General features: G+C 66.9%; 22 protein-coding genes. 12 read left to right on the forward strand and 10 right to left on the reverse strand.

The features are described 5' to 3' along the window. Positions 1–137 precede the first annotated feature (137 nt). A complete protein-coding gene (locus ABZX86_RS14660; RefSeq protein ID WP_355123616.1) occupies positions 138–1,463 on the reverse strand; it encodes an ATP-binding protein in 1,326 nt (441 codons plus the stop codon). A 171-nt stretch (positions 1,464–1,634) separates the two neighbouring features. Between ABZX86_RS14660 and ABZX86_RS14665 the strand changes: the two genes are divergently transcribed. Beyond that, on the forward strand, positions 1,635–2,438 hold the full coding sequence (locus ABZX86_RS14665) for a metalloregulator ArsR/SmtB family transcription factor (protein ID WP_355123618.1): 804 nt from the start codon (positions 1,635–1,637) through the stop codon (positions 2,436–2,438). A gap of 695 nt (positions 2,439–3,133) precedes the next feature. Here the strand turns inward: ABZX86_RS14665 and ABZX86_RS14670 are convergent. Beyond that, positions 3,134–4,621, reverse strand: coding sequence for a DUF222 domain-containing protein (locus ABZX86_RS14670; RefSeq protein ID WP_355123620.1), 1,488 nt, complete (start codon positions 4,619–4,621; stop codon positions 3,134–3,136). Between the two features lie 224 nt (positions 4,622–4,845). Between ABZX86_RS14670 and ABZX86_RS14675 the strand changes: the two genes are divergently transcribed. Then, the gene (locus tag ABZX86_RS14675; RefSeq protein WP_355123622.1) at positions 4,846–5,274 is read left to right on the forward strand and encodes an SRPBCC domain-containing protein; all 429 of its coding nucleotides are present in this window, start codon (positions 4,846–4,848) and stop codon (positions 5,272–5,274) included. Here ABZX86_RS14675 and ABZX86_RS14680 read toward each other — a convergent pair. Next, positions 5,271–6,125: a LysR substrate-binding domain-containing protein gene (locus ABZX86_RS14680; protein WP_355123624.1), complete on the reverse strand. Its 855-nt coding sequence runs from the start codon at positions 6,123–6,125 to the stop codon at positions 5,271–5,273. The two genes, ABZX86_RS14675 and ABZX86_RS14680, sit on opposite strands and share 4 nt — an antisense overlap. 103 nt (positions 6,126–6,228) lie before the next feature. Between ABZX86_RS14680 and ABZX86_RS14685 the strand changes: the two genes are divergently transcribed. After that, the gene (locus ABZX86_RS14685) at positions 6,229–6,945 is read left to right on the forward strand and encodes an SDR family oxidoreductase (RefSeq protein WP_355123626.1); all 717 of its coding nucleotides are present in this window, start codon (positions 6,229–6,231) and stop codon (positions 6,943–6,945) included. Here the strand turns inward: ABZX86_RS14685 and ABZX86_RS14690 are convergent, their stop codons facing one another. Further along, positions 6,946–7,365 carry a PPOX class F420-dependent oxidoreductase gene (locus ABZX86_RS14690; protein WP_355123628.1) on the reverse strand — a complete coding sequence of 140 codons (420 nt, stop codon included), beginning with the start codon at positions 7,363–7,365 and terminating at the stop codon, positions 6,946–6,948. A 153-nt stretch (positions 7,366–7,518) separates the two neighbouring features. On the opposite strand from ABZX86_RS14690, the gene ligA reads away from it, so the two are divergent. Then, positions 7,519–9,600 carry an NAD-dependent DNA ligase LigA gene (ligA, locus tag ABZX86_RS14695; RefSeq protein ID WP_355123854.1) on the forward strand — a complete coding sequence of 694 codons (2,082 nt, stop codon included), beginning with the start codon at positions 7,519–7,521 and terminating at the stop codon, positions 9,598–9,600. Positions 9,601–9,700: 100 nt separating this feature from the next. After that, on the forward strand, positions 9,701–10,195 hold the full coding sequence (locus ABZX86_RS14700; protein WP_355123629.1) for a GNAT family N-acetyltransferase: 495 nt from the start codon (positions 9,701–9,703) through the stop codon (positions 10,193–10,195). A gap of 51 nt (positions 10,196–10,246) precedes the next feature. Here ABZX86_RS14700 and ABZX86_RS14705 read toward each other — a convergent pair whose 3' ends face one another. The 3 genes from ABZX86_RS14705 to ABZX86_RS14715 form a co-directional block, all read right to left on the reverse strand. Beyond that, on the reverse strand, positions 10,247–10,786 hold the full coding sequence (locus tag ABZX86_RS14705; RefSeq protein ID WP_355123631.1) for a hypothetical protein: 540 nt from the start codon (positions 10,784–10,786) through the stop codon (positions 10,247–10,249). Continuing rightward, entirely contained in the window at positions 10,787–11,128 is a 342-nt protein-coding gene (locus tag ABZX86_RS14710) for a hypothetical protein (protein ID WP_355123633.1), read from the reverse strand. A gap of 258 nt (positions 11,129–11,386) precedes the next feature. Continuing rightward, positions 11,387–12,037 (reverse strand): amino acid-binding protein, encoded by a 651-nt coding sequence (locus ABZX86_RS14715; RefSeq protein ID WP_355123635.1) that lies wholly within the window; start codon positions 12,035–12,037, stop codon positions 11,387–11,389. Between the two features lie 277 nt (positions 12,038–12,314). Here ABZX86_RS14715 and gatC point away from each other — a divergent pair, with 277 nt between their 5' ends. Both gatC and gatA read left to right on the forward strand, forming a co-directional pair. Further along, positions 12,315–12,614 (forward strand): Asp-tRNA(Asn)/Glu-tRNA(Gln) amidotransferase subunit GatC, encoded by a 300-nt coding sequence (gatC, locus tag ABZX86_RS14720; RefSeq protein ID WP_297611537.1) that lies wholly within the window; start codon positions 12,315–12,317, stop codon positions 12,612–12,614. After that, positions 12,611–14,101, forward strand: a complete 1,491-nt coding sequence (gene gatA, locus ABZX86_RS14725) for an Asp-tRNA(Asn)/Glu-tRNA(Gln) amidotransferase subunit GatA (RefSeq protein ID WP_355123637.1) — start codon at positions 12,611–12,613, stop codon at positions 14,099–14,101. Before gatC ends, gatA begins: the two co-directional genes overlap by 4 nt. 96 nt (positions 14,102–14,197) lie before the next feature. Here the strand turns inward: gatA and ABZX86_RS14730 are convergent, their stop codons facing one another. After that, complete coding sequence (locus ABZX86_RS14730; RefSeq protein ID WP_355123639.1) at positions 14,198–15,526, reverse strand: alpha/beta-hydrolase family protein; 1,329 nt, start codon at positions 15,524–15,526, stop codon at positions 14,198–14,200. A gap of 392 nt (positions 15,527–15,918) precedes the next feature. Further along, the gene (locus tag ABZX86_RS14735; RefSeq protein ID WP_355123641.1) at positions 15,919–16,857 is read right to left on the reverse strand and encodes a hypothetical protein; all 939 of its coding nucleotides are present in this window, start codon (positions 16,855–16,857) and stop codon (positions 15,919–15,921) included. 167 nt (positions 16,858–17,024) lie between these two features. Here ABZX86_RS14735 and ABZX86_RS14740 point away from each other — a divergent pair, with 167 nt between their 5' ends. From ABZX86_RS14740 to ABZX86_RS14760, 5 genes are all read left to right on the forward strand, one after another. Continuing rightward, entirely contained in the window at positions 17,025–18,266 is a 1,242-nt protein-coding gene (locus ABZX86_RS14740; RefSeq protein ID WP_355123643.1) for a histidine kinase, read from the forward strand. 361 nt (positions 18,267–18,627) lie between these two features. Beyond that, positions 18,628–19,287: a response regulator transcription factor gene (locus ABZX86_RS14745; RefSeq protein ID WP_355123645.1), complete on the forward strand. Its 660-nt coding sequence runs from the start codon at positions 18,628–18,630 to the stop codon at positions 19,285–19,287. A 95-nt stretch (positions 19,288–19,382) separates the two neighbouring features. Further along, entirely contained in the window at positions 19,383–21,911 is a 2,529-nt protein-coding gene (locus ABZX86_RS14750) for a protein kinase (protein ID WP_355123647.1), read from the forward strand. Positions 21,912–22,193: 282 nt separating this feature from the next. Then, entirely contained in the window at positions 22,194–23,075 is an 882-nt protein-coding gene (locus ABZX86_RS14755; protein ID WP_355123649.1) for a helix-turn-helix transcriptional regulator, read from the forward strand. Beyond that, the gene (locus tag ABZX86_RS14760; RefSeq protein WP_355123651.1) at positions 23,072–23,290 is read left to right on the forward strand and encodes a DUF397 domain-containing protein; all 219 of its coding nucleotides are present in this window, start codon (positions 23,072–23,074) and stop codon (positions 23,288–23,290) included. Before ABZX86_RS14755 ends, ABZX86_RS14760 begins: the two co-directional genes overlap by 4 nt. Positions 23,291–23,361: 71 nt before the next feature. Here the strand turns inward: ABZX86_RS14760 and ABZX86_RS14765 are convergent, their stop codons facing one another. Further along, positions 23,362–24,393: an ATP-dependent 6-phosphofructokinase gene (locus ABZX86_RS14765; protein WP_297611418.1), complete on the reverse strand. Its 1,032-nt coding sequence runs from the start codon at positions 24,391–24,393 to the stop codon at positions 23,362–23,364. Between the last annotated feature and the right edge of the window lie 30 nt (positions 24,394–24,423).

Genomic DNA, 24,423 nt, shown 5'->3' on the forward strand with positions numbered 1-24,423 from the left:
GCTCACGGTGATGGGTTGGCCCGGTCCGGCTCACGGTGATGGGTTTGGCCGGTCCGGCTCACGGTGATGGGTTTGGCCGGTTCAGCTCACGGTGATGGGTTTGGCCGGTTCAGCTCACCGTGATCGGTGCGGCCGGTTCAGCCCGCGGTGATCGCCGCGATGGCCCCTGCCGGTAGCGATGTGGTGGTGCCCGCCGGCAGTGCGGGGCGATCGGCGGGGGTGAGCTCCGAGGTCCCGGCCAGGGTGCGCCGCACCCCCCAGACGATGGTGCGCTTGGACTGCGAACGCCCGTTGCCACGATCGATCAGCATGCGGTTGGCGGTGGTGAAGACCAATTGCGCACCGTGCGTATTGGTTTCGGGGTTCTGGAAGAGCTGGATCAGGCTGTCGGCCGTCTCCGGGGCGAGATGTTCGTCGATATCGTCGACCATGAGCACACCGCCGGCGTCGAGCGCGTCCAGCATGGGCGGGAGCAGCCGCAGCATGGCCAGGGTGGCGCTGGACTCGTCGGTGATATCGAAGGCGGTGTCGATGCCCTCGTGCGCCAGCCCGAGGCCGACGCCCCGCCGCGCGACCATGCGGGAGTAAAGGGCATCACGCGCACCGAACAGATTCGACAGCTCGCGTTGCAGCAGCGTGATGGTGATGCCGTGCTCGAGGAACAGCTCCTCCGCATAGCTGGAGGAGGTGGTGCAGGACTCGATTTCCTTTGTGGTGCTGGCGATATCGGTGTCGAGGTCGTGCAGGTAGTCGGCGTACATGGGATCGTCGCTCGGCAGCAGCAGATCGGTGATGCCCAGATCGGCCGAGCGCAGCACCGTCAGCAGGCGCACCGCATGCTCGGTGGAGCGGGAGATGTGACTGCCCACCCGCTGTGCGATATCGGCCGGATCCGGTTGTCCGCACTGCACTTCCAGCAGCGACTGGAACCAGCGGTAGGCCGGCACCAGGGGTTCGGCGTACAGCTGCCCGGACAGGCTGAGCAGCAGGGCATTCGGGCGCACCAGCGGCACCACCGCGCCGAGTCCGTAGCGAGCGGCTTCGAACATGGGCCCGATGCGAATATCCTCCCCCGCGCGCTCGAACACGATGCGCTTGCGATTGTGCGGGTACGAATGCAACCATTCGGCGCTCACATCGGCATTGTCGAGCCGGAACCCGTAGGTGTACGGGCACCCCTCGGCGACGAAGTGCGCCACGAATGTCGAAGGGCGGTCCGCGAATCCGAGGTGCGGAGTGCGCACCGGTCCGGAGAAGGGATCCCAGCCCGTGACCGAGTTCAGTACCGCGTCACGCATGCGGTCCAGTGCACCGACAAGACTGGATTTGCCCGAGGCGGCGGCGCCGTACACCGCGGTGACCGGAGCAGCGACAGGACCATTGCCGCGGGTGAGCCGCAACTCCTGCGGCTCGGCGAGGGATCGGTGGTTCGCCACCTGAAAACTGCGCAACACCCTGGTCATCCTGCCGGTCGGCGCGCGTTAAAGCCATCCGCCCGTATCGGACACGTGTCGCGCGAACCGATTTCAGCAACGCCGTCGTCGGCGCGAGCATTGACAGGCAACCGGACGGCTGCCTATTCTGTTCATGCAACCAATAGTTTGCATATGGCGAGAACGTAGACAGAGGTGCAGGTGGACGAGGTTTTCAAGGCACTGGCCGACCCCAGTCGCCGCCGCCTGCTCGACGGCCTGAACGAGCGCACCGGCCAGACCCTGCGGGAGTTGTGCACCGGCCTGGAAATGTCCCGGCAGGCGGTCAGCAAGCATCTGGCCGTCCTGGAGGCGGCCAACCTGGTCACCACCCTGTGGCGCGGCCGCGAAAAGCTGCACTACCTCAACGCCGAACCCGTCAACGCCATCGCCGAGCGCTGGATCAACCGATACGACCGCGGCCGGGTGCACGCCCTCGCCGACCTCAAAACCGCATTGGAGAGCGCCACCATGAGTGAGGAATTCGTCTACACCACCTACATCAGGACCACGCCCGAGAAACTCTGGCAGGCCCTGACCGACCCCGCCTTCACCAAGCGCTACTGGGGCGCCACCTTCGAAACCGATTGGCAGCCCGGCTCGCCCATGGTCTGGGAGCAGTCCGGCTGGATTGGCAAAGACTCCGAACAAGTCGTAGTAACCGCCGACCCATACCGCACCCTGTCCTACACCTGGCACACCGTAGACCAGGCCTTCGCCGACCAGTTCGGCTTCAGCCCAGAGGATTTCGCCCAACTGGCCGGCGAACCCCGCTCCACCGTCACCTTCGACCTCACCCCCCTGCGAGACATGGTCAAACTAACCGTCATCCACAACGGCTTCGGCCCCGAAAGCCTCATGCTCTCCGGCATCCGCGAAGGCTGGCCCGCCATCCTCGCCAACCTCAAAACCTTGCTCGAGACCGGAGAAACATTGCCCGAGCCCGAGCCCGAGCTCGCGCCATAACTGGAGCCAGTGGTCAGGAGAAGTCTTCGTCTTTTCGTGTCTTGTTCTCGAGAACGGGACCACAGCCGGTCGACCCCGCCAGTACCGCAGGTACCTCTCCCAACTGCGGAAGGTCAACCGGGTACGGCTCCCCACGTGCCCAGCACGGCCATCTCGGGCTTTGCCCGCACCCCGTGCCAGACCAACCCTGCCCGGGACGCAACCAACCCAGGTGCACCGACCGTTTCGGCATAGAAGCCGTCGGCTCCTGAGGACTGAACAGCGGGTGTCTCAGCGGCACAGCGGTTATCGGGTCTGTGCCGTGCGGACGGCTGGCTGTGTGGCCGTCGAGAAGGCGTGTGTGGTGCCCGCTCCGGGTGGATTCGAGGCCGAGGCAGGTCGGTGCACCTGGGTTGCGTGGGTCGAGGGGTGGTGTTGGGTCTCTGGGTGCGGGCAGGGCCCGAGAGGGCCGTGCTGGTGGCGTCGGGTGGGGTACCCGGTTGACCTTCCGCGGTGACGAGGGAAGCTGCGGTACCGGCCGGAAGACTGGTTGTGGTCCGGTTTCAGAGAGAAAACGCGAAAAGACGAGGACCGGAAAGACCAAGGGACGCCTGGAGAGAAGGGATCGAAGAGAAAGAGCCCGTGCAACCTTGGTGGGCAACAGCTTGTAGCACCGTCAGGATCAACCTGACGGTGTCCACAAGGGGCGAGTCCACTTATTCGCGGGTGGTGGTGGTTTTGCGGGCGTCGAGCCATGCTCGCCGTCGCTCGCGTTGCAACCGTTCCCGGGCCCGGATCTCGCTCAGGGCACCGGCCATCAGCTCACCGGTGTGATGCAGGTGATTCACCTGTGGGGTCCCGGTGGGGTCGATGTGGGGTGGGGCGATCCACCCGGTCCGGCCCGGGAACTGCGTATCCTCGCCCATGACAATGGTTTTCCAGCCGCCGGGGCCGTCGTGGATCATCGCGTGGCAGCCATCGCACGCGAGGGTGAGGTTGTCGATATCGGTGGGCCCGCCTTCGGCCCACCCGGTGACGTGATGAGCGGCCGCCAGGCTCGCGGGGGCGCTGCACCCGGGGCGGGTGCAACCCTTGTCGGAAGCGATCAACGCCAGTCGTTGTGCGGGCGTGGCCAACCGGTCTCGCCCGCGCCCCAAATACAGCGGCAGCCCGGCCTTGTTCAACACCACCAACAACGGTCGGGTCCCGGCGGCCAACTCCAGGGCTTGCGGGATGGTCAGGGTGCCCCCGGTGGCGGTGGTCGCGATCCCGGCACCACGCTCGAGGTCCTCCACACGGATGGTGATGATCGCTTCCACGGGCAGCCCGCGGTGGGAGCCGAGCTTGGGGCGGTCGAGCTGAAACCGCAGCACCGCCAGCAACGCATCATGGTTGCGTTGCGCCGCCGAGCGGGTATCACGCTCGGCCGCAGCCTTCAGTTTCTGGCGGTCGAGGGTACGGTCGGCGACCTTCGGGCTGTCCGGATCGGCGGGGTTGCACATGCCCGGGCGGGCGAACTTGGCCAGCAACGGCTCCAGGACTTCCCGCAAGGGCTCGGTGATCTCCCCGATCAACGGGGACATCCCGTCGGCGCGTTTGCGTCCGAGGGTGAGCCCGCGCATGCGTTCGCGGTCCTTGTCCTGGGTGAGGGTGCCGTCGGGGTCGATGTTCGCCAGGATGACCTCCCCGAGATCGACCAGCTTGTCGGGGCTGCCGGTGCGGGCGTAGGTGGTCAGCACGTCTTGGGCGAGGTCCTTCTGGCCGGGGTCGGCGGCACAGGGGATGCGCTTGAGGACCTGCGCGATCCGGCGCACGTGATCGACGGAGATGTCCCCGGCGCGTTGGGCTTGGGCGACGTAGGCCAGTTCCGGTTCCAGCTCGCCGCCGAGGGCTGGTTGCGGGCTCAGTTGCTTGGCGGCGTTGACCCGCGAGGCCGCATCAGCGTGCGAGAGCCGCAGGGTTTGTTCCAAGAATTTGATCGGGGACGCTGATCCGGCGCGGGCCGCGAGGGAGCGGGTGCAGGTTTCGGTGACGAACCGGTGCTTGACGGCTTCGAGTTTGCGCATGCTGGTTTCGACCTCACGCATCACTGCGATGAATTCCTCGTCCAGCAGTGGTGTGAGGGAGGCGTCCAGGAGGTTTTCCACGGCGGTATCGAGTGCGTGTGCACTCGATACGATGGTGGATTCTCCCCCCGGATTCATACCTCTATTCTACCGCTGGAAAACAGACCCCAACAGGCGAAAACGATTGTGATATAAGGATATTCAGACTGGCGGACTGACCGGAATCTTTCGCTCCCTTGGTCTTTGCCAGTTTCTCCGTTCTTGTCCGGGCGTCCTTTTCTTTGTTCTTTTTGTCGCTTATTTCCAAGACCGCAGTGTGCGAAAATTCTTACAGTCGAGGAACCAACCAATGGGAGAATCCAATGACTGGATACGTAGCTACCGCAGAAACCGACATCAACGCCTCTCCTAAGCAGGTGTGGGCCGTCTTGACCGATCCCGAGCAGATCCGCAAGTTCATGTTCGGGGCCGACGTGAGCACTGACTGGCAGGTGAACAGCCCCATTACTTGGAAGGGTGTCTACGAGGGACGGCCGTACGAGGACAAGGGTGAGTTGCTCGCGGTCGAGCCTGATCGGCTCCTGAAGATGACCCACTACAGCCCGCTCAGCGGCCAGCCGGATGTTCCGGAGAACTATCACACGCTCACCTATGAGCTGACCGGCAATGGCGAGACGACGCACCTGTCGCTGAGTCAGGACAACAATGCCAGTGAGGACGAGGCCGAGCACTCCCGCGGCATGTGGCAGATGCTCGTAACCGGTGTCAAGGAAGCCGCTGAAAACGGCTAACCCGCTGCGAGATCGGCGAATTCGTCGATGAGCGGGCTGCGGCGGACACTGTCCCAGGCCAGGTTCACCTCGCCGGGGGACAGGTCCGAGACCGCGATGTAGGTGATGTCCGGGCGGGTGTAGAAGGTGGCCACCGAGAGGGGCAGGAAGGCGATGCCTCGGCCTACCGCGACATGTTCGAGCTTCTCTTCGACACTGTGGAAGACCGGGACGGGTCGGCTCTGTGCGCGCGGATCTGTTGCGGCAGAACGCCATTCGGGGAACATGTCCGGATCTTGCAGGAGATGATCGTCCGCCAGATCGGCCAGTGCGACGGATTCCTTGCCGGCCAGCGGGTGGTCGGTGGACACCAGGACGACTCGGGGCTCGGTGTAGAGCGGACGGGTGCGCAGGCCCTCCGAATCGATCGGCGGGCGGACGAAGCTGATGTCGACGCGGCCGTCGCGGACGACGGTCGTCTGATCGTCCCACGTCGTGCGCACCAGTTCGACAGTGAGTTCAGGGTGCCGGGCGGCCATGGCGCGTACGGGGGCGGACACGATGAGGCCGGGCATGAAGCCGACCGTGAAGGTGTCGGTGCCGTGGGCGGCGCGAACGGCCCTGCGGTGCAACGCTTGTGCGCCTTCCAGCAGCGGCCGGGCATCGAGCAGCAATTGTTCGCCCGCGGCGGTGAGGGCGGTGCCGCGGCGATCACGTTCGAACAGCTGTACCCCGAGCTCGTCCTCCAGCGCCCGAATCTGCCGGGACAGCACCGGCTGGGCGATGTAGAGCTGTTCGGCCGCCCGCCCGAAATGCATGTGCTCGGCCACGGCGACGAAGTATCGCAACTTGCGGAGATCGAGATCGGTCATGATGCCCTCAGGGTATTACAGGCGACGGTTTAGGTCTTGGACGGTTGTGACCTGCGGAAGCGAAAGTAGGAGAGCAGTTTCCGACAGCACGAAAGGCTCTCCAATGTCCCTCGCAGGCCAGCATGTAGTAGTTCTCGGTGGCACCTCCGGCATCGGTTTCGCGGTCGCGGCATCCGCCGCGGAGCGGGGTGCGAAGGTCACCGTGGTTTCCAGCAGTCGCGCCAATATCGATCGCACCTTGGCCGAATTGCCCTCGGGCAGTACCGGTTACGTTGCCGATCTGACCGACGGCGATCGGGTGCGTGCATTGTTCGAGGAAATCGGCGCACTCGATCACCTGGTGTACACCGCCGGTGAGGCGCTGCTGCTGTCGCCGCTCGCCGATCTGGATCTCGCCGAGGCGCGAAAGTTCTTCGAGCTCCGCTACTTCGGCGTTCTTGCGGCGGTTCAGGCGGCTGTGCCACAGCTGCGGCCGGACGGTTCGATCACGCTGACCACCGGTACCGCCGGCCCGCGTCCGGTGCCGGGTTCCACGGTCACCTCGAGCCTCTGCGGCGCGGTGGAGACGCTGTCCCGTGCGCTCGCCGTCGAGCTCGCGCCGATCCGGGTCAATGCCGTCATGCCGGGCGTGGTCCGGTCCCCGCTCTGGGCTTTCCCCGAAGACGGGCGCGAACAGTTCTACGCCGATACCGCCGCTGGCACGCCGCTGCGCCGGATCGCCGAGGTCGAGGACATCGCGCAGGCGTTCCTGTTCTTCCTCACGCAGCCGCATGCGACCGGCACCGTGCTGACGCTGGACGGCGGGGCCGTGCTCGCCTGATCAACGCACCAATCCATAGACGTGCGAGGGCCTGATCCGGACGACCGCGCGGCGGTCGGCGACCATGGCCCGGCGGTAATCGTTCCAATCGGGATGCTCGCCGGTGAGCGTGCGGTAGTAGGACACCAATTCCTCCACCGTCGCATCGTCCGGATCGGCCGCCACCGGCGAGACCTCGGCCGTACCTTCGAGCACCGCATAGGACCAGAAATCGGCACTGCTCACATGCAGGGCCGCCCACGGCTCCCGGAGCAGATTGAAATATTTGGCCCGATCGGCCGTGATCGAGATGCGGATGATCCCGTCATCGCCGGTCCAGTGCAGCACATTCGAGAGCTGCGGGCGACCGTCCTTGCGGATGGTGGTGAGCACCGACTTGCTGTGCGAGCGCGCGAATTCGACCGCTGTGGCGATGTCCATGACCGGTCCAACCCGCACTGCTGCGGTGATGTTCCCCGGGGTGGATCGATCCGGCGATGATCGCCGCGCAACCCGCGCGACGTGCGGGAATGTCGCACGAAGGTGTCGGCCGGACCCGCTAATGTGCCTGTTGTGAGCGAATCGGGTATCGAAATCACCCCGGCGGATGGGGACGAGCGCACCGCGGCGAGTGGGGACGAACGGGTCGAGTGGCAGCAGCTGGCCGAGCTCGTGCGCGACCACCAGTTCCGGTACTACGTGCGGGACGCGGCGATCATCACCGACGGTGAGTTCGATGAGCTGTTCCAGCGGCTGGTCGCGCTGGAGGAGGCGCATCCGGACCTACGCACGCCCGATTCACCGACCCAGGTGGTCGGCGGTGGGTTCACCACCGAATTCGCGCCGGTCGATCATCTGGAGCGGATGTACTCGCTCGACAATGTGTTCAACGAGGAGGAGATGCGGGTCTGGATCAGCCGCATCGAAACCGAGACGGGGGCGGATACGCACTTCGTCTGCGAGGTCAAGATCGACGGTGTCGCGCTCAATCTCGTCTACGAGGACGGGAAGCTGGTACGCGGCGCCACCCGCGGCGACGGGCGCACCGGTGAGAACGTCACCCTGAATGCTCGCACCATCGACGATATCCCGCACGAGCTGATCGGCACCGACGAGTTCCCGGTGCCGAAGCTGCTCGAGGTGCGCGGTGAGGCGTATATGACCCTCGCCGATTTCGAGGCGCTCAATGCCTCGATCGTCGCGGAAGGTAAAGCGCCGTACGCGAATCCGCGTAATACCGCGGCCGGTTCACTGCGGCAGAAGGATCCGGCGGTCACCGCGCGGCGCAGGCTGCACATGATCTGCCACGGCTTCGGCCGGACCGAAGGCTTCAGTGCCGCATCACAATACGAGGCATACCGGGCCCTGGCCGCCTGGGGACTGCCGGTGTCCGCGCACACCGTGCGGGTGCAGGGTGTGCAGGCCGTGCTCGATCGCATCGCCTACTGGGGCGAGCACCGCCACGATATCGAGCACGAGATCGACGGCCAGGTGATCAAGGTCGACGATTTCGCGCTGCAGCGCCGGCTGGGCGCCACCTCCCGCGCCCCGCGCTGGGCCATCGCCTACAAGTATCCGCCCGAGGAAGCCACCACCAAGCTGCTCGACATCCAGGTGAATGTCGGTCGTACCGGCCGGGTTACGCCGTTCGCGGTCATGGCGCCGGTCAGCATCGCGGGCTCCACGGTCGCGATGGCCACCCTGCACAATGCGTCCGAGGTGAAGCGCAAGGGTGTGCTCATCGGCGACACCGTCACCATTCGCAAGGCCGGTGATGTCATTCCCGAGGTGCTCGGTCCCGTGGTGGACGCCCGCACCGGCGCGGAACGCGAGTTCGTCATGCCGACCCACTGCCCGGAATGCGGCACCGAGCTGGCGCCCGCCAAGGAGGGCGACGCCGATATTCGCTGCCCCAATCAGCAGTACTGCCCGGCGCAGTTGCGGGAGCGGGTCTTTCACGTCGCGGGGCGGGGCGCCTTCGATATCGAAGCGCTCGGCTACGAGGCGGCCATCGATCTGCTCAAGTCCGGCGCCATCAGCGATGAGGGCGAACTGTTCGCCCTCGACGAGGACACGCTGCTCACCACCACACTTTTCACGAACAAGGACGGCACCCTCTCCGCCAATGGCAAACGCCTGCTGCAGAATCTGGACGCCGCCAAGGATCGCCCGCTCTGGCGGGTGCTGGTGGCATTGTCCATCCGGCACGTAGGCCCTACGGCCGCACGGGCTTTGGCCACCGCCTTCGGCAGTATGGACCGGATTCGGGAAGCCTCCGATGAGGAACTGGCCGCCGTCGACGGTGTCGGCCCGACCATTGCCGCCGCACTGCAGGAATGGTTCACCGTGCCGTGGCATATCGACATCGTCGACCGGTGGGCCGCGGCCGGAGTGCGCATGGAGGACGAGCGGGACGAATCGATCGAGCGCAATCTCGAGGGTCTCTCGATCGTGGTAACCGGCTCGCTGCAAAGGTTTACCCGCGACGGCGCCAAGGAGGCCATCCTGATCCGGGGCGGTAAGGCGGCCGGATCGGTCTCCAAGAAGACGGCCTTCGTGGTCATCGGCGAGTCTCCCGGTTCCAAGGCGGAGAAGGCCGAGGAACTCGGGGTCCCGATCCTGGACGAGGATGCCTTCGAGCGGCTGCTCGAGGGCGGGCCGGAGGCCGTCTCCTGACGGAGTACGGGCCGGTGCGGACGCCGGACGTCCGCACCGGCTCGTGGGGAAGGGCCACCGATTGTGCTGGGGGACCGTTGCTGAGGATGGAGTTGTGGTGATGAGTGATGTGCGGATCCGGGATGCCGAGCCCGGTGATTACGCGGCGATCGGCGCATTGACGGTCGACGTCTATGTGGGTGAGGGCTATGTGATGCCCGAAAGCCCCTATGTGGCAGAGCTTGCCGATACCGTGACCCGCGCCGCGGCGGCCGAGATTCTGGTGGCCGTGCAGGACGGTACGGTCATCGGCTCGCTGACCATGGCGCGACCCGGGACGCCGTTCGCCGATATCGCCCGGCCGGGCGAACTGGAGTTCCGCATGCTCGCCACGGCCAAGCAGGCCCGCGGATCCGGTGTCGGTACGGCACTGGTGCGCTATGTGATCGAGGCCGCGCGCACCGAGGGATTTGCGGCCGTGGTGCTCACCACCATGCCCGATATGGTCGACGCCCGGCGCATGTACGAGCGACTGGGCTTCATCCCGGTGCCCGAACGCGGCTGGAACACCATGGCGGGCCTGCCCTTGACCGTCATGCGGCTGCCTCTCACCTAGCACGCGGCCGCACCGGATCGACCCGCGCTCGGATCTGCGAGGCCGGCCAACCTACATCAAACTGCCGTCGTAGCAGAGGCTTCCGGTGCGCCAGGTGGCGTCCGGCCGCGCGGAATCGAACTGCCACTGCGAGATCGGTGCGGCGGCCTTCCACATCATCGTGCCGTCGCCCGCCCGGACGACCTGGTACACATCGTCGGTACCGGGGATGAGCTGATTGGTGACGCAGTAGTCGTTATAACTGGTGCCGGGTTGCCGTGCGCCCGTGCTGAATTGACCGGCGGGCGCGGTGACGGCCCCGGGGTTGCGCACGGTGCTCGCCTTGCCGGTGGAGCCCTCGGCGAACCAGTGCGGCGCATTCTGATCGGTGCCGCAGCGGTAGGCGCCGCCGCCCGCGATGACCGTGGCGCCGGACGGATAGGCGTCCCCGGCCCACAGGCAGGCCGCGCCGGGGCGCGTCTTACGCTCCTCGGCCTCCGCAATGCCCGCGCCGAAAGTCATTCCGGCAGTGGCTAATACGGCGACAGCGACCGGTGTGAACGCGGTGCGGCGCAGATTACGAGTGGTCGGGGTATCGGTCGCGGTAGTCATTCAGCACCAACTCGCTTGGGGGCGGCAGACAGACCAGCCGGCGCCGTCCGGATTGTCGATTGCGTTCCAGGTGCTATTGGTATTCCCGCCCCCGTTGCCGGTCCGCGGGGGAGTCTGCGGCGATGAGCCGAGCTCGCGCCGATTCTGCCAATGTTCGTTCTGCCGTTGCGGATTCGCATCGGTGTGGTGGTAGCCGAGCGGATCGCCGTGATGGGCGCCGGAGGTATCGCCCTGGGAGTTGGAGCGGCCCGGTCCCGGCGATTCGCCGCGCGAATAGGATTCCGCGGCAGCGGGTCCCGCCGCGATGGTGGCGGCAGCGGTGGCGCCGACCAGTTGCGCCACTGTGACGGATATCCGCCGGGCCCGTGATTTCGGTGTCGATCGGTAATTGAGCAAGGCGACTCTGCCTCTCTGTTCGCAGGTGCGCCGCGTGATCGGCGGCTTTTCTACGTAGCTACATAGTAGATGACCTACTGAGCTGAATAGTAGATAAAACCTGAGAATATGAGGCAGAGCAGGGGCGACGGCAGGAAAACCCGTGCCCGGCAAACGATTCGCGCCGGTGCGAGAGAGCTCACACCGGCGCGAAAGAGTAGAAAATCAGCCCAGGACGGTGGCGACTATCCCCGCGAGATAGCCCAGGCGCGCCACCTCGGAGGGGCGGAAATCCGGGCCGCCCGGGCGGCCCAGCATGAGTACCTTGCCGGTATTGCCCAGCGGTGCGGCGGCCAGCTTGGTGTCCATGTCCTTCCACAGCTCAGGCACCCAATCGCCCTCGCCGTCCAGGATGGCCGGCTTCTCGAGCGGCATCCACGGCGCGGAGGACGCCTGGGTGGACGGGGCGCTCTGGCTGCCCACCACGCGGTAGGCGCCCTGCGGGCCCATATCCAGAACCGTGCTCCAGCCGACCCGCAGCACCCGCGGTACGCCGTCGACCAGCACCTGCAGCCGGTCGTCGCGTGCATTGGCGACCTGGTCGATGAGCTCGAGTTCGCGATGGGTGTCGAGCATGCCCGAGTACGGGCGCAGCGAATCGACCTGTACGTCGTGTACGGATTCCGCTGCGGTAATGAGGGTGTCCGGAAGTGCGCCCGTCGGAACCTCGACCACTATGTCGTCGATCGCAAAACCGTCACCGCGGTCGACGACATCCAGCGAGAGGATATCGGCGCCTACGGAACCGAGCGCGAGAGCGAGCGAACCGAGACTGCCTGGACGATCCGGAAGTTGCACGCGAAGCAGGTATGACACGTGCCTTCCTTTCTTTCCTGTGCGACCGAGACTTTCGGACGGGTACCCGAGTCCCGCAATATTTACACCCTCCGGTGCGGGTTATCGAATCGAAGCCGTGGGTGTGACCTAGGCCACTTACCGGTCGGTTACGTATCGATGCGGGTGGGTGTCCAACCAAGGTATCGCGGGCGCTGATTCGGCGCCCGATGGCACCTGCCACGGCGCTCCCGGTGCACCCCGCTAGGCTGTCGGATGCCGAATCTTCATGCTCGAACCAGCCGAAAGGGGTCCCGCGGTGCCCGCCATCTCCAGGGACGAGGTCGCACATCTCGCCCGGTTGTCCCGGCTCGCTTTGACCGATGACGAACTCGATCTGTACGCCGGTCAGTTGGATTCCATCCTGACCTACGTCGCGCAGATTTCCGAGGTCGCCGCGGCCGATGTCCCCGCCACCGCCTCCCCGAACCCCGCGACCAATGTGACGCGCCCGGATGTGGAGCAGCCCTGCCTCACGCCTGAGCAGGCGCTCTCCGGCGCGCCCGCGGCCGAGGACCAGCGGTTCCTGGTTCCGCAGATTCTGGGAGAGGGCGCATGAGCGAGCGAACAGCGGGCGCAGCCGAGCTGACCAAGCTTTCCGCCGCGGAGCTTGCCGAGAAAATCCACGCCCGTGAGGTTTCCTCGGTCGAGGTCACCGAGGCGCACATCCAGCGCATCGGCGAGGTCGACGGTGAGATCAATGCTTTCCTGCACGTCGCGGGTGAGCAGGCGCTGCTGACCGCCGCCGAGGTGGATCGCGCGATCGCCGCCGGCACCGTCGCCTCGCCGCTGGCCGGTGTTCCCTTGGCGCTCAAGGACGTTTTCACCACCACCGATATGCCGACCACCTGTGGATCGAAGATCCTCGAGGGCTGGGTCTCGCCGTACGACGCGACGCTGACCACGCGGCTGCGGCAGGCGGGCATCCCGATTCTGGGCAAGACGAATATGGACGAGTTCGCCATGGGCTCCTCCACCGAGAACTCGGCGTACGGCCCGACCCGGAACCCGTGGGATACCACCAGGATTCCGGGCGGTTCCGGCGGTGGTTCGGCGGCGGCGCTCGCCTCGTATCAGGCCCCGCTGGCCATCGGCACCGATACCGGTGGTTCCATTCGCCAGCCCGCCGCGGTCACCGCGACCGTGGGCACCAAGCCCACCTACGGCACCGTCTCCCGGTACGGCCTGATCGCCTGTGCGTCCTCGCTGGATCAGGGTGGGCCGTGTGGTCGCACTGTGCTGGATACCGCGCTGCTGCACGAGGTTATCGCCGGGTACGACCCGCGCGACTCCACCTCGCGCAATGTGCCGGTGCCACCGGTGGTCGCCGCCGCCCGCGAGGGCGCCAAGGGTGATCTGACCGGTGTGAAGGTCGGTGTGGTGCGGGAGCTGCACTCCGACAGCTACCAGCCGGGTGTCATCAATTCCTTCGATGCCGCTGTGGCGCAGTTGAAGGAGCTCGGCGCCGAGGTGCTGGAGGTGTCCTGCCCGAACTTCGTGCACGCGCTGGCCGCCTACTACCTCATCCTGCCGTCGGAGGTGTCCTCGAACCTGGCGCGCTTCGATTCCATGCGGTACGGGGTGCGCGTCGGCGACGACGGGTCGCACAGTGCGGATCAGGTCATGTCGCTCAGCCGTGCGGCCGGGTTCGGCCCGGAGGTCAAGCGCCGCATCATGATCGGCACCTATGCGCTGTCGGCCGGTTACTACGACGCCTACTACGGTCAGGCGCTGAAGGTCCGCACGCTCATCGCGCGCGACTTCGACCGGGCGTACGAGTCGGTCGATGTGCTGGTCTCGCCGACCAGCCCGTTCACGCCGTGGAAGCTGGGCGAGAAGGTCAACGATCCGCTGGCCATGTACCTCTCCGATCTGTGCACGCTGCCGACCAACCTGGCCGGGCACTGCGGTATGTCGGTGCCGTCCGGGCTGAGCAAGGACGACGGTATGCCGGTGGGCTTGCAGATCATGGCGCCGGCGCTGGCCGACGACCGGCTCTACCGTGTGGGCGCGGCCTACGAGGCGGCGCGCGGCCCGGTCGCTTGAGATCGAGTCCGATCATCTGATCGGACAGGCTGATTTGGCTCCCGGCTGGTTGTAACCGGCCGGGAGCTGTTTCTTTTTGCGCTGAGCCACTCCGAGTCAGCAGCTGCCCAGCGCCGTACCTTGATCGGTGCCGTAGCGGTGGCCGTGGCCGGAGGGGGCGTCGAGCGCGCCGAGGAGGTCCGCGCTGGTCTGGATGAAGCTGACGAACGGAATCCAGCCGGGGACAGGGGCATCCGGGCGGGTGCCGGTGAGATTCGGTGCGCGCCACAGCAAAGCCGGAGACCAGCGGACCACGGGGTCGGATGCATTGGCGAGAATCGTTGCGCCGCTGCGGTGTACCGCACCGGCAGGTGGTCCGGCCCAGAGCACCGCGCAGGTGCGGCGGGCCTGATCGGCATCATCGGTGAAGATCGCGCTGCCGCCCAGCGCGCCGAGGCTCTGACCGTAGACGTACAGCTTCGGCGGGTGCGGCAGCGTCGAAATCCGTTGTTCGACAGCATCGAACAGGGCGCGGGCGGACTGTTCGGCGGCCTTGCGGCCGAAGACGAAGGTCGCCCAGCTGGGCGCCTCCGAATACTGCAGTCCGACCAGCGCCACATCGCCGCCGAAGCGCTGATCGAGACCGGCGGCCGCTTCACCGTCGATCCAGCCGGATCCGGTCGGCACGGTGACCACCAGATTGCCGCGCTGCAGTCCGCCCGAACGTTCCAGCTCTCGAATGACAAGCGCCACCCGCGCATTCAGATCAGGCGCGGAGTTCAATCCCACATACACCCGCACCGCCTGCGTCGGAGCCCCGGTCACGAACTTGCGGCCCTGCGCACCCAGTGACGGCCAGCTCGCCGCCGACACCGGGCTACCCGACCTCGACGACGAAATCGGTTGTGACAAACCCGGATCGACAAACGCATTCGCCGACGCGTAGGCGGCTTTCCGCCAGTCGACAACGGTGGGCACCACCACGAACTGTGCTGCCACCCCGGCCCCCAGCAGTAGCGCGAGGCTGCGCATCCGCCCCAATCGCCGCACCACCCAGCGGATTCCGAGAACGCCGCCGACGACCACCCCGGTGATCAGCGCCGACCCGATCGCCCACTGCACCCAGTACCAGGGTCCGACAGTCGACACCCCCATCGCACCCCGCAACCGGTTCTGCCAATCCTGCGCCTGCGCCATCGCGACGAGCACCGCCGCCCCGGCCACCACCAGCGCCGCTCCCCGCCACCGCGTCGGCACCCCACCGAACCCCATCCGCCGCACCATAACCCGCCCGAGCCCCACCACGGTCAGCCCGAGCAACACCAACACCGCGGTCACCACCGCCTGCGCAGTCGGAGTCCGCGGCAACAACCCCGGCGCCAGCGAAGCCAGCACCCCGAACCCCACGCCCACCGTGGTCCCCACCCGGGGCAGCCCGACTCTCACACGCGTACCCCCGGATTTGTGCGCCCCGGCAGCGTCGCCATCCGCAGCGATGCGAGCCGGCGCAGATCGGGGATCGGCGGTCGGCCCGCCCTGAAACGCCGTGCGGTTGCCGCGCAGGCGCTTCGAGCGTTCCCTCGGCGCAGTGGTCACGTCCGAGTTCGGGCGCTCGGCGACGGTCGGGCTATCGCTTCGAGGCGGAGCAGTTCGCGTGCCAGGTTCCGCGTGCGGGGATGCAGCCACCGGTTCCCGGAATTCGCCGCGGTGCTCTTCGGCGATGGAGGGTGGCGAGATCCGGGGTCCGAGATCTGTTGTGCCGCTTGTGGTCGCCGCACCGTGGAACTCGTTGCCCCGCCCGTTCGCGGGGCTCGTCGGCGCAGTGCTGTGGTTGTTCATTACGCCACCGCCATCACGCGCGGGCGGCTGGTGGAGGTGCGGGCTGCGCGGCGGAATGTCACTGCGGCTGCGATGGATCCGATTGTCAGGGCGGCGATTCCGGCGGGGAGGAGGGAGTGGGAGGGGCCGAAGGCGTTGTCGAGGGCCGGTTCGTGGACGGGAACGCCGTAGTGCTGGCGGATGGAGTTGAGGTCTACGAAGGTGCTGGCTACGCCTGCCATTACCTGGCATTCGGCGCGGGATGCGGGGTTGGTGCGGGTATCGCAGGAGGCGTACATGCGCTGTTCCAATGCGGCGTCGGCGGTTTGGCGGGCCCAGGGGCCGAGGGGATGGCCCCGGTTGTCGGCGTAGCGGAGCAGGTCGTAACCGAGATCGTGGGCCTTGCAGGCGAGGTCGAACTCCCGGGGGAGGGGGATGGGGGAGGAGCAGTCGCCGTGCGGATCGACCAGCATGCCTGCCTCGATGACCGGGCGGTATCCGGCTTCGGCGACGAAGGCCTCGGGGATATCGGACGGGTTGGGCTGTGCGGCAGCCGATTCGAGGATTCCGGCGCGTGCACCGGCATCCTCCGCGACCGCCGGTGCGGTTGCGGCGGCGCTCGCGGAAGGCGCGAAAGCTACTGCGACGGAGAACAGTACGGACGCGGCGGTGGCGAGCATGCCGAAGCGGTACAGGCGACCTGGCGTCGACGGCGCACTCGCCACGAGCGGCGGGTCCTGGTCGATGCGAGTGGATACCGACTCTGCCGCGCGGTGATCGGATTCGGACACTGCCGCGCGGTGGTCGTCGTGGGAGGTTCGATTGCTGAGGTGGCCGCCGCGATCGGCACCGGTCGCCACGTTCGGTGCGGCGGCGGCGGCGGGCAGGGCTCGGGCGGTGCCACTCGCGAGCGGAGTGGGGTGGGGCGCAGTGACCGGGTCGGACGGGAACGCTCTCATGGGGAATGACGCTAGGAATCAGGGCGATATCCGGGCTTCACGCTGGGGGGCTGTTCCCGCATGGGCGGGGTGGGGGAGCCACGGCGACCGGCAGTACTGCGGTATGGGGTGCTAGATCACTCGGGGGTATGACGTGCCGGGCCGCGGAGTTCTCTACCGTCGAGAGCATGGTCGGTAAATTGGCGAAGAGTGGGCGCTCGCCGGCGTCACGGCAGCGGGCGCGGCAGTGGTTCGACGGATTCACGGTGCTGGTCGCGATCATCTTCATCGCGGTCGCGTGGCCGACGCTGCACATCACCCATCAGGTGCCGGCGGCGGCGCAGCCCTTCATCGCCGGGTTCGCGGCCTTCCCGATTCTGCTCATGCGGGTGAATCCCGCTCTGGGATGGGCGGTTTCGGCCGGATCGGCGCTGCTCATCTCGCTCGCGGTGCCGCATCAGCACGGGAACAGTCTGCCGTTCCAGGTGGTGCACATCCTGTGCCTGTTCGCGCTGGTGTTCGCGGTGGCGGTGCGCTCACCCATGCAGATCGTGGGTGTGGCGTGGCTGGCCACCTCGCTGCTGTTCGCCACCACCATGGCGGCCACCGGGGACAGTTTCGCGCAGGCCGGGCTGGGCTGGCCGATCGCCATCACCGGCCTGGTGGTGCTGGGTCTGCTGGTGCGCTGGGTGGTGGTGTCCCGGCAGGCGCTGCTCAAGCAGGCCGAGGAGACGGATCTGGAGCGGGCCCGCCGCGCCATCCTCGAGGAGAAGGCGCGCATCGCCCGCGACCTGCACGATGTGGTCGCGCACCATATGTCCATGGTGGTGGTGCAGGCGCAGACCGCGCCCTACCGCATCGACGGGCTGTCGCCCGAGGCGCGCGAGGAGTTCGAATCCATCGGTTCGGGAGCCCGCGCCGCGCTCAACGAGATTCGCGGACTGCTGGGTGTGCTGCGCAGCGACGGCCAGCTGCCCGAGCACGCACCGCAGCCCGCCGCCGCCGATGTGCTGACTCTGCTGGAGGGCGCCCGCCGCGCCGGAGTGCCGCTCACCTGGACCATCGACGGCAGTCTCGACCTGGTCCCGGCGACGACCGGGCTCGCGCTGTACCGCATTGTGCAGGAGTCGCTGGCCAATGCGTCGCGGCACGCACCCGGTGCGCCGGTGTGGGTGCGGATCGCCGGCACCACCGCGCTGAACCTGTCGATCACCAATGACCGCCCGCACGGTCCGGGCCACGGCGATCAATCCGGTGGCAGCGGCATCGCGGGGATGCAGGCCCGAGCCCTCGCGGTCGGCGGGACGCTCACCGCTGCACCGCGTCCCGACGGAGGTTTCGAGGTGCGCGCCGAACTGCCGCTGAGTGCTGTTGTCGGCGACGGAAGCGCGACGGCTGCGCTGGGTTTCGACGCGCTGGCCGGAATGTAGGTGCGCTAATCGCTGCCGCCTTCGCGTCGGCAATTGGCCGGGATCCGTTGTGGATCCCGGCCACAAGCATGCCGGGAAGACGGGGTCCAGCATCGCCGTATGAGGGGGACGGCATGGTCGTATGAGGGGACGGCATGGTCGTATGAGGGGGACGGCATGGTCGTATGAGAGAACGGGCACCCTCGCGCGACGGCGATCGGAACGGCGTGGGGAGAGGATCGGCGTAGTCGTATCAGGGGCATCAGCACGGCGTGCGGCACGCTTGATGATTGGGGCGGGCGTGTTGGGGTGCGAGGTTGCGGGGGTGGGGGCTGATGGGTGGGGGACGTGGCAAACTCGGTGGGGTGTGCGAGGTGGGATTGTGGCGATAACGGTTTTGATCGCTGACGACCAGGCGATGGTTCGGCAGGGGTTCGGTGCGCTGCTGTCCGCGCAACCCGATATCAGCGTGATCGGGGATGCGCCCGACGGCAAAACCGCTGTGGCGGAGGCGAAACGATTGCGCCCGGATGTGGTGCTCATGGATGTGCGCATGCCGGAGATGAACGGGCTCGACGCGGCCCGGGCGATTCTCTCGGCGGGCTTCGATCCGCCGGTGCGGGTGCTCATGCTCACCACCTTCGATATCGACGACTATGTGTACGAGGCACTGGGTATCGGCGCGAGCGGCTTCCTGCTCAAGGACGCACCCGCGGAAGAACTGGTGCGCGCGGTCCGCGTGGTCGCCGCCGGTGATGCGCTGCTCGCGCCGACCGTGACGCGCCGGCTCATCGCCGATGTCACCAAGCGCCGCAATCGCCGTACCCCGGCGCCCGCGCTCTCGGTGCTCACACCGCGTGAGCGGGAGGTGCTGGAGTTGGTCGCACACGGCCTGTCCAATGCCGAGATCGCCGATAATCTTTTCGTCGCGGAACAGACCGTGAAGACCCATGTATCGAAGGTTTTCGCCAAACTGAATCTGCGTGATCGCGCGCAGGCGGTGGTACTGGCCTACGAGTCCGGGCTGGTGACACCGGGCTGAGACGGCCGGTGCTCCGGGCTGTTCCCAGCCCAGGTCAGGCAGCGCTGGGCGCGGTAGGCTCACGGACTTGTACGTCACCGGAAGGGGGTCGGGCAGTGTTGAACAGCGGTGACGTGTTCGCCGGTTTCACCATTGAGCGGCTGCTCGGGCAGGGCGGGATGGGATCGGTGTATCTCGCCCGCCATCCACGGCTGGGCCGGCTCACCGCCTTGAAGCTGCTGAATCGGGAGCTCTTCGCGGACAGGGAGATCCGCATTCGCTTCAATCGCGAGGCGGATCTGGTGGCGCAGCTGGATCACCCCAATATCGTCGAGGTGTACGACCGCGGCACCGAGGACGAACAGCTCTGGATCTCCATGCAGTACATCGACGGTGTGGATGCCGCCGGGGTGGATGTCACCATGCTGCCGCCGGAGCGGGCCGTGCAGATCATCGAAGGTGTCGCCGCCGCACTGGATTACGCGCACACCATGGGCGTGCTGCACCGGGATGTGAAGCCCGCCAATATCATTCTGGCGCGCGCCGTCGGCGGCCACGGTGAACGGGTGTTCCTCACCGACTTCGGCATCGCCCGCCTGCGGGAGGATTCCACCCATCTGACCCAGCGCGGAATGTTCACCGCCACTCTGGCTTACGCCTCGCCGGAGCAGATGACCGGCGCACACCTCGATCACACCACCGATCAATACTCTCTGGCGTGCGCTCTGTACTGGCTGCTCATAGGCGCGGGCCCCTTCGACTCCCCGGACCCGTCCGAACTCATTCGCGGCCACCTGCAACTGCTGCCCCCGCCGGTCAGCCTCCGCCGCCCCGGCCTCACCCCCGCCATGGACGCGGTCATCACCAAGGGCATGGCCAAACGCCCCATGGACCGTTTCCCCTCCTGCAGCGAATTCGCCAAAGCCGCCCGCCGCGCCCTCACCGCCGCCCCGGGTCAGCCCGTCTTCCCGAATCAGCCTGCCCCCCAACTGTCTTCCCCGCCCGGCTATGCCCCCGCCGCGCCCGCCTACGCCCCGCCCGCCGGTTACCCCGCCGCGCCCCAGAGCTACCCGCCTGCCGCTCCGCCGCAGAACTACCCGCCCGCTCCCGCCCCGCCGCAGGGCTACCCGGCCGCCTATCCGATGCCGCCGCAGGGCTATCCCGCCGGTAACCCCGCCCCGCAACAACCGGCACTCGCCCCACAGCAGCAGCCGATCCCCGCCGCCGTGCCGCCGCATCCACAGGGCCCGTCGGCGCCCACCTCGCATCCCAATACCCCCGTACCGCAACGGATCACGCCACCACCCTCCTCCGGTCCGTCCTCGAACCCGGCGAATCCAGAAGTGCCGACTTCGGATTCATCGGGTCAGTTGACGGATGTCGTACCGCACCCGGTAGCTTCGCCGACACCGCAGGAAGCTCTGTATTCCCAACCCACCGATTCGTTCCCGACCCCAAGGGTTCCCCCGCACCCCGAATCCGCCCCGTCCTTCTCCGGCACCGCTGAGCGGCGGGCCGCGAGTGATGGTGCGCAGCACGAGGAGCCCGCTCCGGGGTCGAAGCCCGAAACGCAGGTGGCAGGCGCTGACACTCGTCTGTCGTGCGCCACCGACCAGAAGTCTTCCCCCGCCGCTGCACCGCAGTCCATACTGCCCGGGACCGCCCCCGGCGCTGCCGAGTTACCGCCCACGAGCCTCGGGGCACAACCCGCAGATCCCGGCGCGCGTCCGAAACATGCGGCACAGGTATCGGACAGCGACCCATCGAACGCCGCCGATTCGGTGCAGCAGCCGGACATTCCGCCGCGACCCGGAAGCTCGGAGTCGCAACCCGGAAGCTCGGAGTCGCGACCCGGAAGCTCGGAGTCGCGACCTGGAAGCTCGGAGTACGGAGCAGCGCAATCGCAACCGGGTGTGCCGCCCCAGCCCGAGGGTTCGGAAGGAGCAGCTGCGCCGCCGAGTGGGCTGCCCGAAGCCGTGAATTCCGAGCGTGGAGAGGGGCATTCGTCGCGGCAGGCCGCCGAACCGGTATCCCGAGCACCCGGCATCTCGGACGAACCGGCCCAGCCCGCTGCTGAACCCGCCGATACGGCGACTTCCACCGCCGGCGGAGCGGCCGGGAGTGCCCCCGGAGCGGTGGATCCGGACAGTGTCTTGACGGCCGATAGTCCGATTGTGGCGGCAGGTGCGGAGTCTGCTGCGGAAGCGGCCGGAACCCCTGGTGCGGAGGTGTATCCGGGTCCGGGGCTGCGGAATCCGATGTCTGGGGCGTTTGTGCCTGCGGCGGAAGGTGGGTCCGCGGTGGGGGGTTCGGCGGCGGACCCGGGATGGGCGCGCGGTGGGAGGCCGACGGGGAGTGCGGCGGCGGGTGTGGAGTCGACCGGCTCTGGGATGTCAGGGGAGAGTGCATCGCAATTCCCGGCTGCGGCGGTCGGGGGGCCTGGGCCGCAGTTTGCCGGGGTGGAGAACACCGGGCGGGGGTTCGGTCCGGCGGCGGGGTATCCGATGAATTCTGGTCCACAGCAACCGGTTCCGGGGGCCGGCGGGGCGGAGCGGTCGCAGGTTGCGGCGCTGGTGGTGTTGGGGTTGGCGGCGGTGGCACTGCTTGTGCTGTTGGCGATTGTGGTGATGCAGATCGTCGGATAGGGGTGGAGAGGCTGCCGCGTAGGGGTGAAGGAGACTGCCGCGCTTGGTGGTAGGAGGTTGGCGCGGCGGTAGGAGGTTGGCGCGCCCGGCACGGGGACGAGGGGGACCAGGAGAGGGCTCCGGCTCTTGCCGGGCGCGGATTCAAGTCCAGCATTGCCGGAACCGGCGGGCAACCGGATTCGCGCGTCCCGGGAAAGTTTGCGAAAGCGCCAGGTCGGCATTCATACCGCATGGGAGCATCGTTCATAGTGACCGAAAACTGCCTTCGTGGGGGAGCACTCGATGTCCGAGCATGGTTCTACACTGCCGCGCCGTCAACTGGGGCGATATCTGCGTGAGGGGCGAATGCAATGCAATGTGACCATTGCCGAAGCGGCGGCCCTGATGGAGTGGAGCGAGTCGAAACTCCAGCGCCTGGAAACCGGTAACGCGGAAAAGATTCGCGTACTGGACATTAGGGAATTATGTCGCATATACGACTTCGATGAGGAATTCACCACCGCCGTGGTCGGACTCGCCCAGCAGGCGAGTGTCAAGTCCTGGTGGCACGAATACGACGACCTCATTCCCGAGGGTTTCAATGTGTATGTGGGCCTGGAGGCTTCGGCCCGCGGCCTGATCTCCTACCAGCCCGATCTGATCCCGGGCCTGCTGCAGACCGCCGACTACGCGCGCGTCCTGATCAGTGATTACTGGCCGGATGCTGCGCGCGATGAGATTGACCGAAGAGTGCAATTGAAGATCCGCCGACAGTCCCTTTTGACCCGAAAGCGAAGTGCTGCAAGCCTCGATATCGTGCTGCACGAATCGGCATTACGCCGGGTCGTAGGCAGTCCGCGCACCATGGCCGCGCAATTGCGACGCGTCGCGGATATGTCGACACTCCCGACGATTGCTGTGCGTGTACTACCCTTCTCAGCGGGCGTCCCGATCGGGCATACCGTCGGGCCCTTCGTGATTCTGGATTTCGGCCGGGACAGCGGCAACAAGCCGGTCGAACCCACCGTGGTGTACCTGGAGAACTTCCTGGGCGATCTGTACCTGGAGAAGCAGGCCGCAGTCGACCGGTATCTCGAGGCGTACCAGGCTCTTCAGCGCTCTGCGCTGGACGATGCCACCAGTAGGGATCTCTTGCGGAAGGCAGCGAAGGAGTACGAGACGTGAACGTCGAACCGTCCGGCGTGAGGTGGTTCAAGAGCGCGCGCAGTACCGGCGCGAAGGAATGTGTTGAGATCGCTTTTCTCGATAGCGGTGTGGGAGTGCGGGACAGCAAGAACCCGGCAGGTCCGAAACTGGTATTCGGACCGGCCGAATGGGACAACTTCACCGCCGCACTGGCAACCGGCTGTTTCGATAGTGTCCAGGCAGATTTGCGCTGAAACGTAAAGCAGTACCGGCAATTGGGGCCCCGCACACGCTGTGCGGGGCCCCAATTGTGTCGATTGTCGTCTCAGCCGAAGAAGGCCGCGGCTTCCCGGTAGCGGTCCTGCGGAACGAGTTTGAGCTGCTTGGTGGCCTCCGAGAGCGGAACCAGGTCGACCTCGGTCCCGTGCAATGCCACCATCTGCCCGAAGTTCCCGGCGTGCACGGCTTCCGCCGCATGCACCCCGAAGCGGGTGGCGAGCACGCGGTCGTACGGCGTCGGTGTCCCGCCGCGCTGCACATGGCCGAGCACGGTCACCCGCACCTCTTTTCCGATGCGCCGCTCGATCTCCGGAGCCAGCTGCTGTGCCACGCCGGTGAACTTCACATGCCCGAATTCGTCGATTCCGCCGTCGCGCAGCGACATCGAGTCGGGAGCCGGATGCGCGCCCTCGGCGACCACGCAGATGAAGTGCGAATCACCGCGCTGGAAGCGGCGTTTCACCATGGCGCAGACCTCGTCCACATCGAACGGCACCTCGGGCACCAGGGTCAGGTGCGCACCGGAGGCGATACCGCAGTTCATGGCGATCCAGCCGGCATGCCGTCCCATCACCTCGACCAGCATGACGCGCTGATGCGATTCCGCGGTGGTGTGCAGCCGGTCGATGGCCTCGGTGGCAATGGCGACCGCGGTGTCGTGGCCGAAGGTGGTGTCGGTGCAGTCGATGTCATTGTCGATGGTCTTGGGCACGCCGACCACCGGCACGCCCTCTTCGGCCAGCCAGCTGGCCGCTGTCAGCGTGCCCTCGCCGCCGATGGGGATGAGGGCGTCGATGCCGTTGTCGTCGAGAGTCTGCTTGATACGCGGCAATCCGGCGCGCAGCACATCGGGATTGGTGCGTGCGGTGCCGAGGATGGTGCCGCCCTTGGTGAGCAGCCGGTCGGTGCGGTCATTGTTCAGGATCTGGATCTTTCGATCCTCGAGTAGCCCGCGCCACCCGTCCTGGAAGCCGATGATCGCATCACCCCAGCGGCCGTTCGAGGTGCGAACGACAGCACGGATCACCGCGTTCAGGCCTGGGCAGTCTCCGCCTCCGGTCAAGACTCCGATGCGCATATGCCCTATCTTGCCCCGAGTACGGCGCCC

The sequence above is a fragment of the Nocardia sp. NPDC006630 genome, assembly GCF_040611495.1.
GTDB lineage: Bacteria > Actinomycetota > Actinomycetes > Mycobacteriales > Mycobacteriaceae > Nocardia.